The following is a 12,302-nucleotide window of genomic DNA, read 5'->3' as shown; positions in this document are numbered from 1 at the left end:
TGACCATATGCCTGCGGGGGAGGAAGGTCAATATTGGCGAACAGCTCTTGACGAAAGCCATTGTCTCGACTTATGACGGCAAAAATCTGTCATGCAGCTTTACAGCATGAGCGCATTCGCTGGCCATATTTCCAGCCTTGGGGACGACGCCAGTTCCACTTTGATTTCCGGCTAATTGCCGACTACAAGCGTTTTATCGGGAGGATAAATCCATGCATTCTGGAAAAACGGCACCCGCCGAACGTGAGGTCTTCGCCGAAGAGGATCTCGGTTACCATAAAGCCCTTAAGCCGCGCCAGATTCAGATGATTGCCATCGGCGGCGCCATCGGCACGGGTCTCTTTCTGGGTGCCGGCGGGCGTCTCGCACAGGCCGGTCCGGCTCTGGTTTTCGTTTATGCACTCTGCGGCTTCTTCGCGTTTCTCGTGCTGCGTGCGCTCGGCGAGTTGATCATGCATCGCCCCAGCTCCGGTTCCTTCGTGTCCTATGCCCGTGAGTTCTACGGTGAGAAGATGGCCTTTGCGGCCGGCTGGATGTATTGGCTCAACTGGGCCATGACCTCGGTGGCCGATGTCACCGCCGTTGCGCTCTATATGAATTTCTTCAAGCAATACGTACCGTGGCTTGCGGGCATCGATCAGTGGGTATTCGCGATGACGGCGCTGGTGGTCGTACTGGCGATGAACATGCTGTCGGTGAAGGTGTTCGGGGAACTGGAGTTCTGGTTCAGCCTGATCAAGGTGCTGGCGCTCGCGATCTTCCTCGTCGTCGGCGTTTATTTCGTCATTTTCGGTACGCCCATCGAAGGCCACGTTACCGGCTTCAGCCTCATTACTGACAATGGCGGCTTCTTCCCGAATGGCATTCTTCCAGCCTTCGTCATCATCCAGGGCGTGGTATTCGCCTATGCCTCGATCGAGTTGATCGGTACGGCGGCAGGCGAAACCGAGGACCCGCGCAAGGTTATGCCGCGCGCCATCCGCGCCGTCGTCCTCCGTCTCGTTGTGTTTTACGTCGGCTCGGTGCTGTTGTTCACGCTGCTCCTGCCCTACACGGCCTACAAGGCCGGTGAGAGCCCTTTCGTTACCTTCTTCGGCTCGATCGGCGTGCAGGGTGCCGATGTCATTATGAACCTTGTTGTTCTGACCGCCGTCCTGTCCTCGCTCAATGCCGGGCTCTATTCCACCGGCCGCATCCTTCACTCCATGGCTGTCTCCGGCTCTGCCCCGGCAGCGCTGGCGAAGATGAACAAGAATGGCGTGCCTTATGGTGGCATCGCGGTCACTGCCGTCGTTACCGTGTTCGGCGTCGCACTCAACGCCGTTGTCCCCGCCGCCGCGTTCGAAATCGCGCTCAACCTGTCAGCGCTTGGCATCATCTGCGCCTGGGCCGTCATCGTGCTCTGCCAGCTCAAACTCTGGCAGCTTTCGCAGCGCGGTGAACTGGTGCGTCCGGATTTCCGCATGTTCGGCGCGCCCTATACCGGCATCCTCACGCTCGTTTTTCTGTTCGGCGTGCTGGTGCTGATGGCCTTCGACTATCCCGTCGGCTCCTGGACCATCGCTTCGCTGCTGATTATCATCCCGGCGCTCGTCATCGGCTGGTATCTGCTGCGTGACCGCATCTATCGCCTTGCGGCTGAACGCGCGGGAGCATCGCATTGAGCGGGCAGGGCGCGATACCTCTGGTGGCGGTCATCGCCACCGGCGGCACCATCGCCAGTCGGCGCGGTGCCGATGGTGCCAGCACGCCCAGCCTTTCCGGTGAAGATCTGCTTGCGCTGGTACCGGAAATCAGCGCCCGGCTGAAGCCGGTGGACCTCATGGCGAAGGATTCGTCCAGCCTGACGCTTGCCGACATGCAGAGCATCAGCGATGCCGTTCGTATCGAACTCGACGATCCCGAAGTGGCGGGTATCGTGGTTCTGCACGGAACCGATGCAATGGAGGAATCCTCGCTACTCGTCCATTTGCAGCACGCCATCACGAAGCCGGTGGTCTTCACCGGCGCACAGTTTACGGCAGACCATAAGGACGCAGACGGACCGGCAAATCTGGCTCGAGCCATAGAAACAGCGCTCGATCAGGCGAATGCTGCGAAGGGTGTGCTTCTCTCCTTCGGCGGTCGCTGTCTCTCGGCCTGGGGGCTCTACAAGCTGAGCGCGGACGAGGCAGACGCATTCCGCTCGACCCGGCCACTGGCTGCCGCCCGAACACCGTTGCTTGCCGCCCCGGTGGCCGATCAACGCGTCGATATCGTTGCCATTCATCCTGGCTGTGATGCCACCCATATCGATGCAAGCCTTCAGGGGGGCGCGAAAGGCATCGTTCTTGCCGCACTTGGTTCCGGGAATGCCAATCCGCGTATCGCCGAAGCTGTGAAGCGCTGCGCCGAACGCGGCGTTCCGGTCGTCGTCTCCAGCCGCGTGCCGGAAGGGCGGCTCGTGGCGAGTTACGGCGGCGGCGGCGGTGGACATGATCTCGTCGCAGCGGGCGCCGTGCATTCAGCCACACTTCGTCCGGGCCAGGCGCGCATTTTGCTGGCCGCGCTGCTGGCGGACAAAAGTCCGGCGGAAACCATCGTTTCCGCTTTCGGTGACAACAGCTGACTTGATTGGCGGAAGCGATGTCCGGTCAGCGGGCATCGAAATTCCTATAGGATTCCTATTTTATTGCCCCTGTGGCCGTCTCGAACCTTTATGCGGTTCGGGTGCATTCTTCTGTGCGGGAAGGGATGGTGTTTCTTCCCAGCCAGAAAGAATGAAAAGCGACGTCCCACATGACGGCGCTTTTCTTCCTGTCCGGCTCCTCGATTAAAAAGGAGTCCCATCAATGATGGATATTGTTCTGATCGGCGCAGCCACGGTGTTCTTCGCCCTCTGCTTTGCCTACACGCGCGCCTGCGACCGGCTTTAGACGGAGGCTGCGATGACGTTTGATTATATCCTGAGCGGCGCCGTCACGGTCTTTATCGCTGCCTATCTCACCTATGCTCTCATTCGCCCCGAACGTTTCTGATCGGGAAGCGGCGGCTGTTGAAAGTTTGATACCATGACCCTCAATGGATGGTTCCAGATCCTGCTTTTCTGCGGGATCATTTTTGCGCTGGTGAAGCCGCTTGGCTTCTATATGGCGCGTGTCTTCAATGGCGAGCGCACGCTGCTGTCGCCGGTTCTTGTGCCGGTCGAGCGCGGACTTTACGCCCTTGCCGGGACAAGTGAGCGGGAGGAGCAGCACTGGACGACCTATGCGGTCTCCATGCTTCTCTTCAATCTTCTCGGTTTCGCCCTGCTCTATGCCCTGATGCGCTTTCAGGCCGTGCTACCCTATAATCCGCAGGGAATGGCGGCCGTCGGACCAGAATTGTCCTTCAATACGGCCGTCAGCTTCGTCACCAACACCAACTGGCAGAATTATGGCGGCGAAAGCACGCTTTCCTATCTGACCCAGATGGCCGGTCTCACCGTGCAGAACTTCGTTTCCGCCGCAACCGGCATGGCAATTGCCATCGGCCTGATCCGCGCATTCTCGCGCGCTTCCGGCAAGGCGATCGGCAACTTCTGGGTGGATATGGTCCGCTCCACGCTCTACGTGCTATTACCCCTCTGCATCGTGCTGACGCTCGTCTACGTCTGGCTCGGCGTGCCGCAGACGCTCGGCGCCTATGTGAACGCGCAGACGCTGGAAGGCGCGCAGCAGACGATTGCCGTCGGCCCCGTCGCATCGCAGCTCGCGATCAAGATGCTGGGCACCAATGGCGGCGGCTTCTTCAACGCCAATTCGGCGCATCCCTTCGAAAACCCCGATGCCATTTCCAACATGATCCAGATGGTATCGATCTTCGCCATCGGCGCAGCTTTCACCAATGTCTTCGGTCGCATGGTCGGCAACCAGCACCAGGGCTGGGCTATCCTTGCGGCCATGGGCGTGCTGTTCATCGCCGGCGTTGCCGTCACCTACTGGGCGGAAGCAGCCGGAAACCCGCTGATGCACAGCTTCGGTCTTGCAGGCGGTAATATGGAAGGCAAGGAAGTCCGTTTCGGATTGGCGCTCTCGTCGCTCTTCGCGGTCATCACCACGGCTGCGTCCTGCGGCGCGGTCAATGCCATGCACGGCAGCTTCACGGCCTTGGGTGGTCTCATCCCGCTCATCAACATGCAGCTGGGCGAGGTGATCGTCGGCGGGGTCGGTGCGGGCTTTTACGGCATTCTGCTCTTCATCGTCATCGCCATCTTCGTGGCAGGGCTGATGGTCGGGCGCACGCCGGAATATCTCGGCAAGAAGATCGAGGCCAAGGAAATGAAGATGGCGGTTCTGGCCATTCTTTGCCTGCCGCTCGCCATGCTGGTCTTCACCGCCACGGCCACCATCCTGCCCTCGGCTGTGGCATCGATTGGGACGGCGGGCCCGCACGGCTTTTCCGAAATCCTCTATGCCTACACCTCGGCGGCCGCCAATAACGGTTCGGCCTTCGGCGGCCTGACCGGGAACACGACCTGGTACAACATCACGCTTGGTCTCGGCATGTTGATGGGCCGCTTTCTGGTCATCATTCCCGCACTCGCCATTGCGGGTTCGCTGGTCACCAAGAAGACCGTTCCGGCCTCTGCAGGCACCTTCCCGACGGATGGCCCGCTTTTCGTTGGCCTGCTGGTCGGCACGATCCTGATCGTCGGCGGCCTTACCTTCCTGCCTGCGCTGGCGCTCGGCCCGGTTGCCGAACATCTCGTCATGGCGGCAGGTCAGCTTTTTTGAGGTGATGTCATGAACGAAGGCAAATCCGCACGTCGCCGCATCGTTCCCGCCCGCAACGGCGCTCCCGTCAGAGGCAGCGCCACGCCCGGCGGCTGGTGCGCCTCCAATCTCATTCTCGCGATGATGGCGGCTCTGTTCGCCGCCGTTGTCGCTCTCGAAGTTATCACGGGCTGATCGACCCTCATCGGTCGCCCTGTTCAACGCTGGAGCCTCTTCATGAGCCAGTCCAAACAAGTGAGCATCCTAGATTCTCGCATTCTCGTGCCGGCCATCGCCGCCGCATTCAAAAAGCTCAACCCGCGCACGCTTGCGCGCAATCCGGTCATGTTCGTTGTTGCGACGGTGTCAGTGCTGACCACGGTGCTGTTCATCCGCGATCTCATCACGGGCGGTGCCAATCTGGGCTTCTCCTTCCAGATCAATCTCTGGCTTTGGTTCACCGTGCTGTTCGCCAATTTCGCCGAAGCCGTCGCCGAAGGGCGCGGCAAGGCGCAGGCGGATTCGCTGCGCCGGACCCGCACAGAAACCCAGGCGAAACTGCTCACCGGCGATGACCGTAGCCAATACAGTATGGTGGCGGGTACGAGCCTGAAGGTGAACGATGTCGTTCTTGTAGAGGCGGGCGATATCATCCCTTCCGATGGTGAGGTCATCGAAGGTGTTGCTTCGGTAAACGAGGCGGCGATAACAGGCGAATCCGCCCCGGTCATCCGCGAATCCGGTGGCGACCGCTCTGCCGTCACCGGCGGCACGCAGGTGCTGTCGGACTGGATAAGGGTACGTATCACCGCTGCTGCTGGCTCCACCTTCCTCGACCGGATGATTTCCCTGGTCGAAGGTGCTGAACGCCAGAAAACGCCGAACGAGATTGCGCTCAACATTCTTCTCGCAGGCATGACGCTGATCTTCGTTCTGGCCACCGCGACCATACCGAGTTTCGCGGCCTATGCCGGCGGTTCGATCCCGATCATCGTGCTGGTGGCGCTGTTCGTCACGCTTATCCCCACCACCATCGGCGCGCTTCTGTCGGCGATCGGCATCGCCGGCATGGACAGGCTGGTGCGTTTCAACGTGCTCGCCATGTCCGGCCGCGCCGTCGAGGCTGCTGGCGACGTTGACACGCTGTTGCTCGACAAGACCGGCACGATCACGCTCGGGAACCGGCAGGCGACCGAGTTCCGCCCCGTCGCCGGCGTTTCCGAGCAGGAACTGGCCGATGCGGCCCAGCTTGCGTCCCTTGCTGACGAAACACCTGAAGGTCGCTCCATTGTGGTTCTGGCGAAGGAGAAATATGGCATCCGTGCCCGTGACATGCAGAAGCTGCATGCCAATTTCGTCCCCTTCACCGCCCAGACCCGCATGAGCGGTGTCGATTTCGAAGGCTCCTCCATTCGCAAGGGGGCGGTCGACGCCGTTCTTTCGTATGTTAACGGCGGCGCTTCGCAACAGGGCAATGTGGCGCTTGCCGTCAAAACCGAAACGGATGCCATGCGCGGCATAAGGACAATTGCCGAAGAAATTGCCAAGACCGGGGGCACGCCGCTCGCCGTTGTTCGGGATGGCAAGCTTCTCGGCGTCGTGCAGCTGAAGGATATCGTCAAGGGCGGCATTCGCGAGCGTTTTGCGGAGCTTCGCCGCATGGGCATCCGCACTGTCATGATCACTGGCGACAATCCGATGACCGCCGCCGCAATTGCTGCGGAAGCGGGTGTCGATGATTTCCTCGCCCAGGCGACACCGGAAAACAAGCTGGAGCTTATCCGTGAGGAGCAGGCGAAGGGCAAGCTCGTCGCCATGTGCGGTGACGGCACCAATGATGCTCCCGCGCTGGCGCAGGCCGATGTCGGCGTTGCCATGAACACCGGTACCGTGGCCGCCCGCGAGGCGGGCAACATGGTCGATCTCGACAGCGATCCGACCAAGCTCATCGAGATCGTCGAAATCGGCAAGCAGTTGCTGATGACGCGCGGTGCACTGACCACCTTCTCGATTGCCAACGACATCGCCAAATATTTTGCCATCATTCCGGCAATGTTCCTGGCGCTCTATCCGCAGCTTGGCGTCCTGAATGTCATGGGACTTTCGACGCCGCAGAGCGCCATCCTCTCGGCCATCATATTCAACGCGCTTATCATCATCGCGCTGATCCCGCTCTCGCTGAAGGGCGTCAAATATCGCCCGATCGGTGCAGGTGCGCTGCTATCGCGCAATCTGGTCATCTATGGCTTCGGCGGCATCATCGTTCCCTTTATCGGCATCAAGGCCATCGACCTCGCCATCACGGCGCTCGGTCTCGCCTGAGGAGTAAAGACAATGTTTAGACAGCTTCGTCCCGCACTGGTGCTGATCCTCGCCACCACGGCCATCACCGGCCTTGCCTATCCGCTCGGCATGACGGGCCTGGCGCAGGCGCTTTTTCCCGCGCAGGCCAATGGCAGCCTGATCGAAAAAAATGGCACGGTGGTCGGATCGCAATTGATCGGGCAGGCCTTCACTGGCGAGACTTATTTTCATGGCCGTCCTTCCGCCGCCGGCGATGGCTATAATGCGGCCTCGTCCTCCGGCTCCAATCTCGGGCCGACGAGCGCCAAGCTTATCGACCGGGTGAAACAGGATTACGAGGCCGCGAGAGCTGAAAATCCGGCCTCGTCGGTGCCGGCCGATCTGGTGACGGCCTCGGGCAGCGGCCTCGATCCGCATGTTTCGCCGGAAGCCGCCTATTTCCAGGTTCCGCGTGTCGCCAAAGCGAGGGGCATGGATGAAGCGGCGTTGCGCGCCATCGTTGAGCGTCATGTCGAAGCTCCGGAACTCGGCTTCATGGGCGAGCCCGTTGTAAACGTTCTTGCGCTCAACATGGCTCTTGACGCAGCCGGCTCATGAATTGAAATGGCTATGGCTTGTTCGCAAGCCATAGCCTCGACCACTGGTGGTTAAATGCCTGACGATATCAGCAACATGCCCGGCCGGCCGTCGCCCGATGCGCCACTGGAAAACGCCAGGCGCGAGGCGCGGGGCCGGTTGAAGATTTTTTTGGGCGCCGCACCCGGTGTCGGCAAGACCTATGAAATGTTGATGTCAGGCCGGGCGAAGCTTGCGGATGGCGTCGACACCATTATCGGCGTCGTGGAAACGCATGGCCGCAGGGAGACCGAGGCATTGGTCGAGGGGCTGGACGTCGTCCCTCGCAAACGTATCGATTATCGCGGCCAGATGCTGGAGGAGATGGATATCGACGCGATCCTCGCGCGTCGCCCCGCCCTGGTTCTGGTCGATGAACTTGCTCACACCAATGCTGCAGGCAGCCGCCACCCCAAGCGTTATATGGATGTTCAGGAAATCCTCGCGCAGGGCATCGATGTCTACACAACGCTGAACATCCAGCATGTCGAAAGCCTGAATGATGTGGTGGCGCAGATTACCCGCATCCGTGTCCGTGAAACCGTGCCCGACAGCATCATCGACCGGGCCGATGATGTCGAAATCATCGATATTACGCCTGACGACCTCATCAAGCGGCTGCAGGATGGCAAGGTTTACCTGCCCCGTACGGCACGGCGCGCCATCGAGAATTATTTTTCGCGCGGTAACCTGACGGCATTGCGCGAGCTGGCGCTCCGGCGCACCGCGCAGCGGGTGGATGAGCAATTGCTCAATCACATGCAATCCCATGCCATCTCTGGCCCCTGGGCGGCCGGAGACAGGGTTCTGGTCTGTCTTGATCATGGCGGCAACGGCCCCGGTCTTGTGCGTTATGCCCGAAGGCAGGCGGACCGGCTGCGCGCACCATGGACCGCACTGCATCTCGACACGCCGCGGTCGCAGCAATTGTCGGAGGCGGAGAAGGACCGGCTGGCCGGCACCATGCGGCTTGCCCAGCAGCTTGGCGGCGAGACGGTAACCCTGCCGGCGCTAGACCTGACGCGGGAGATCATCTCCTACGCCAATACAAACAATTTCACCCACATCATCATCGGTCGCCTGCGAAAATCCTGGTGGCAGCGAATTTTTCAGCGCTCGCTGACGCATGATCTGATCGACCATGCCGGCGATATCAGTGTGCACGTCATTTCCGGCGACAAGAATGAAGAGAAGCCGGCGCAATCCGTGAAGGCCGCACCGTCCCGCTCGCGCTGGTCGATAGGCTCCTATCTCAACAGCACGCTGTTCGTAGCGCTCGCCATCGTTGTCGGCATCGTGCTTGACCGGACGCTCGACGTTCAGAATCTGGCGCTCGTTTTTCTCATGGCCGTGCTGGCGGCCGCTGTTCGCGGAGGACTTGGACCTGCGTTATATGCCTCGCTGCTTGGTGCCGTCGCATTCAATTTTTTCTTTCTGGAACCACGATACACGCTGACGGTCAGCGCGCCGGACAGCGTTCTGGCGTTGCTTTTTTATCTCGGAGTGGCGCTTGTTGCCTCCAACCTCACGGTTGCGGTGCAACGGCAGGCGGCCTCGGCGCGGGTAAGGGCGCGCACGACGGAAGATCTCTACCTGTTTTCCAAAAAGCTTGCCGGAACGGCCACGCTGGATGATGTGTTGTGGGCCACCGCTTACCAGATGGCTTCGATGTTGAAGGTGAGGGTGGTGCTGCTTCTGCCGGAGAACAACGCCATCGCCGTCAAGGCCGGTTATCCGCCCGATGACACGCTGGTGGATGCCGATATCGCGGCCGCGCAATGGGCATGGGAACACGACAAGGCGGCTGGTCGCGGCGCAGACACGTTGCCGGGCGCCCGGCGGCTTTATCTGCCGCTCCGCACCGGCAGCGGTGCCGTCGGCGTCGTCGGGTTGGATGATGACCGAAGCGGGCCGCTTTTGACACCTGAACAACAGCGCCTGTTTGATGCGCTGGCCGACCAGGCTGCACTCGCGATCGAACGTATCCAGCTTGCCTCGGATGTCGACAAGGCAAGGCTGGCCGCGGAAACCGACCGACTGCGCACAGCACTCCTCACCTCCATTTCCCACGACCTCAAAACCCCGCTCGCGGCTATTCTGGGTTCGGCCGGAACGCTGAAGGACTTTGCCGAGGACATCCCGCCCGATGCGCGCGCCGATCTGCTTTCGACGATCGTTGAGGAATCCGAACGGCTGAACCGCTTCATCTCCAATCTTCTCGATATGACGCGAATCGGATCGGGTGCAATGGAGCCGAATTACGGGCTGCATTTCCTTGGCGACATGGTCGGGACAGCGCTTTCGCGTGCCGCGAAAATCATTGTGCGGCATGAGGTTGTCCTGGATATTCCGCCTGATCTGCCGATGCTTAGGGTCGATCCCGTGCTATTCGAACAGGTCCTGTTCAACCTCATAGACAACGCGGCCAAATATGCTCCCGAACACACGGTCATCGAACTCCGGGGCTGGCAGCAGGGAAGGCACGTCTTCCTGTCCGTGGCCGATGAGGGGCCGGGCTTTCCTCCCGAAGATGCGGAGCGGGTGTTCGACAGCTTCTACCGGGTGCGCAAGACCGATCAGGTGCAGGCGGGAACCGGACTGGGGCTATCCATCTGCAAGGGTTTCATCGAGGCCATGGGTGGCTCGATTCGTGCGGAGAACAGGCAGGATCGGGGAGGTGCGCAATTCACGGTAACTTTGCCCGTTCCCGCCAACGCGCCTGTGCTAGATCATGAAAAGGGCGCCGCCTGAGCCGAAATGGCGACCCCGCTCCCACTACGCCGCCAAAGGAGACCCTGGAATGACCAATTCCGCCGTTAACATTCTGATCGTTGACGATGAACCGCCGATCCGCAAGCTTTTGCGGGTGGGGTTGTCGACGCAGGATTATACGGTAAGCGAGGCGATGAATGCGAAGGTGGCGATGGAGCTGGTCGAGCAGGACAAGCCCGATCTCGTCATTCTCGATCTCGGCCTGCCGGATATGTCGGGACACGATCTTCTGGCGAAATGGCGCAGCGAGGGGGTGGCGTTGCCGGTCATCATCCTGTCCAGCCGAACCGATGAAGCAGGTATCGTCAAGGCACTCGAACTGGGAGCCGACGACTACATTACAAAGCCCTTCGGCATGAACGAACTCGTCGCCCGCATCCGTGTCGCGCTGCGCCACCGGCTCCAGAGCCAGGGTGAACGGCCTGTCTTTCAGACCGGCGATCTTTCGGTCGATCTTGTCCGGCGTATCGTCAGGGTGGAGGACCGGGAGGTGAAGCTCTCCCCGAAGGAATACGATATTCTGCGGGTGCTGGTTCAGCACGCAGGCAAGGTGCTGACGCACCGCTTCCTGCTGGAGCACGTATGGGATGAACTGACCGACGTGCAATATTTGCGGGTCTATGTGCGCCAATTGCGCCAGAAGATCGAAAAAATCCCCGACCAGCCCCGTTACATCCTGACAGAAACCGGGGTGGGTTACCGGTTGCAGGAGGTTTGAGGGCGCCGCAAGGCGACGCCCTCCGATATCTCAGACGGCAGCGCAGATGGACAGGAATTCATCTACATCGGCCTCGGTCGTCGCAAAGCTGGTGACCATGCGGATCAGTACTTCGTCCTTGCCGACTTTTTCCGGCATGTCGCGCGGTTCCAGCCAGTCATAGAACCTTGCGCCTTTTTCCGTCGCTGCTTGCGCGGCTGCCTTTGGCAAAATGGCGAAAACTTCGTTGGCCTGGGTCGGCCAGGCGAGGCGCGCGCTGTTCAGCGAGCCGAAGCCCGCGCGCAGCCGGTTAGCCATGGCATTGGCATGGCTGGCGAGACCGAGCCAAAGATCATCCTGCAGATAGGCTTCAAACTGCGCTGCAATGAAACGTGACTTCGAAAAAAGTTGCGCTGTGCGTTTGCGCAGGAACGAGAAATCCCGAGCGAGCGAAGGATCGAAGAAAACGATCGCTTCCGCGCACCAGCAGCCATTTTTCGTGCCGCCGAAAGACAGCACGTCAACGCCGCGTTTCCAGGTCATTTCAGCCGGCGTGGTGTCAAGCGCGGCCAGCGCATTGGCAAAACGCGCGCCGTCCATATGCAGCGGCAGGCCGTTTTCCTTGGCGATTTTGGAGATGGCTTCAATTTCGTCGAGTGTGTAGACGGTGCCGGCTTCGGTCGCCTGCGTCATGGTGATGGCGGCGGCACGGCCGTGGTGAACGGCATCCTGCGGATAGCGGGCAATGCGCTCGATCAGGTTTTCCGGCAGCATCTTGCCGTTCGGCCCTTCGACTGCGACCATGCGCATGCCGGAAAAGAAATCCGGCGCGCCGCATTCGTCCTCGATCACATGGGCTTCCGAATGGCAGAAGGTGAGGCCGCCGGCGCGAGCGATGCTGGCCAGCGAAAGCGAATTGGCCGCCGTGCCGGTGGCGACGAAAAACACCGCAACCTCGCGCTCGAATATCTCGTTGAAGCGCTTTTCGATGGAGAGATCGAGTTCGCTGGTGCCATAGGCGGAGGCAAACCGGGTGGATTCCCGCGAAAGCCGTTCATTGACGGCCGGGTGGGCGCCAGCCCAATTGTCTGAAGCAAAAAACATCTCTGAACGCTTTCCGATAGCTGGGGTTCTGATTGGGAAATGCATGGAACGACGACTGGCAAAGTTCTAGGACCTAA

At 60.5% G+C, this 12,302-nt stretch carries 10 protein-coding genes; 9 read left to right on the top strand and 1 reads right to left on the bottom strand.

Features of this window, described 5'->3' with window-relative positions; all coding sequences use genetic code 11:
* Window positions 1-212: 212 nt before the first annotated feature.
* The 9 genes from EYD00_RS17400 (at window position 213) to EYD00_RS17365 (ending at window position 11,142) form a co-directional block, all read left to right on the top strand.
* Window positions 213-1,664 carry an amino acid permease gene (locus EYD00_RS17400; protein ID WP_004445858.1) on the top strand — a complete coding sequence of 484 codons (1,452 nt, stop codon included), beginning with the start codon at window positions 213-215 and terminating at the stop codon, window positions 1,662-1,664.
* Window positions 1,661-2,608: an asparaginase gene (locus EYD00_RS17395; protein WP_034497339.1), complete on the top strand. Its 948-nt coding sequence runs from the start codon at window positions 1,661-1,663 to the stop codon at window positions 2,606-2,608. Before EYD00_RS17400 ends, EYD00_RS17395 begins: the two co-directional genes overlap by 4 nt.
* 319 nt (window positions 2,609-2,927) lie before the next feature.
* Window positions 2,928-3,017 (top strand): K(+)-transporting ATPase subunit F, encoded by a 90-nt coding sequence (gene kdpF, locus EYD00_RS17390; RefSeq protein ID WP_003506089.1) that lies wholly within the window; start codon window positions 2,928-2,930, stop codon window positions 3,015-3,017.
* A gap of 33 nt (window positions 3,018-3,050) precedes the next feature.
* Window positions 3,051-4,754, top strand: a complete 1,704-nt coding sequence (gene kdpA / locus EYD00_RS17385; protein ID WP_034497336.1) for a potassium-transporting ATPase subunit KdpA — start codon at window positions 3,051-3,053, stop codon at window positions 4,752-4,754.
* Window positions 4,755-4,763: 9 nt separating this feature from the next.
* Complete coding sequence (locus EYD00_RS25950) at window positions 4,764-4,928, top strand: hypothetical protein (protein WP_004445852.1); 165 nt, start codon at window positions 4,764-4,766, stop codon at window positions 4,926-4,928.
* Window positions 4,929-4,970: 42 nt separating this feature from the next.
* Complete coding sequence (gene kdpB / locus EYD00_RS17380) at window positions 4,971-7,055, top strand: potassium-transporting ATPase subunit KdpB (RefSeq protein ID WP_034497334.1); 2,085 nt, start codon at window positions 4,971-4,973, stop codon at window positions 7,053-7,055.
* Between the two features lie 12 nt (window positions 7,056-7,067).
* The gene (kdpC, locus tag EYD00_RS17375) at window positions 7,068-7,634 is read left to right on the top strand and encodes a potassium-transporting ATPase subunit KdpC (protein WP_034497332.1); all 567 of its coding nucleotides are present in this window, start codon (window positions 7,068-7,070) and stop codon (window positions 7,632-7,634) included.
* A 54-nt stretch (window positions 7,635-7,688) separates the two neighbouring features.
* Window positions 7,689-10,403 carry a DUF4118 domain-containing protein gene (locus EYD00_RS17370; protein WP_034497330.1) on the top strand — a complete coding sequence of 905 codons (2,715 nt, stop codon included), beginning with the start codon at window positions 7,689-7,691 and terminating at the stop codon, window positions 10,401-10,403.
* Between the two features lie 49 nt (window positions 10,404-10,452).
* The gene (locus tag EYD00_RS17365; RefSeq protein ID WP_006697199.1) at window positions 10,453-11,142 is read left to right on the top strand and encodes a response regulator transcription factor; all 690 of its coding nucleotides are present in this window, start codon (window positions 10,453-10,455) and stop codon (window positions 11,140-11,142) included.
* 30 nt (window positions 11,143-11,172) lie between these two features.
* On the opposite strand, the gene EYD00_RS17360 is transcribed toward EYD00_RS17365, so the two are convergent.
* Entirely contained in the window at window positions 11,173-12,225 is a 1,053-nt protein-coding gene (locus tag EYD00_RS17360) for a threonine aldolase family protein (protein WP_004445845.1), read from the bottom strand.
* Window positions 12,226-12,302: the final 77 nt, after the last annotated feature.

Origin of the sequence: Agrobacterium sp. 33MFTa1.1 (genome assembly GCF_004328495.1) — a bacterium.
Taxonomy (GTDB): Bacteria; Pseudomonadota; Alphaproteobacteria; order Rhizobiales; family Rhizobiaceae; genus Agrobacterium; species Agrobacterium pusense.
Note: the sequence above shows the minus strand (reverse complement) of the source record. Positions and strands in the feature narration are given on the sequence as shown.

What these genes read in the sequence shown, in the direction of transcription:
- EYD00_RS17400 (WP_004445858.1), top strand. Translation starts at nt 213, where the DNA reads ATGCATTCTGGAAAAACGGCACCCGCCGAACGTGAGGTCTTCGCCGAA.
- kdpF (WP_003506089.1), top strand. Translation starts at nt 2,928, where the DNA reads ATGACGTTTGATTATATCCTGAGCGGCGCCGTCACGGTCTTTATCGCT.
- kdpA (WP_034497336.1), top strand. Translation starts at nt 3,051, where the DNA reads ATGACCCTCAATGGATGGTTCCAGATCCTGCTTTTCTGCGGGATCATT.
- EYD00_RS25950 (WP_004445852.1), top strand. Translation starts at nt 4,764, where the DNA reads ATGAACGAAGGCAAATCCGCACGTCGCCGCATCGTTCCCGCCCGCAAC.
- kdpB (WP_034497334.1), top strand. Translation starts at nt 4,971, where the DNA reads ATGAGCCAGTCCAAACAAGTGAGCATCCTAGATTCTCGCATTCTCGTG.
- kdpC (WP_034497332.1), top strand. Translation starts at nt 7,068, where the DNA reads ATGTTTAGACAGCTTCGTCCCGCACTGGTGCTGATCCTCGCCACCACG.
- EYD00_RS17370 (WP_034497330.1), top strand. Translation starts at nt 7,689, where the DNA reads ATGCCTGACGATATCAGCAACATGCCCGGCCGGCCGTCGCCCGATGCG.
- EYD00_RS17365 (WP_006697199.1), top strand. Translation starts at nt 10,453, where the DNA reads ATGACCAATTCCGCCGTTAACATTCTGATCGTTGACGATGAACCGCCG.
- EYD00_RS17360 (WP_004445845.1), bottom strand. Translation starts at nt 12,225, where the DNA reads ATGTTTTTTGCTTCAGACAATTGGGCTGGCGCCCACCCGGCCGTCAAT.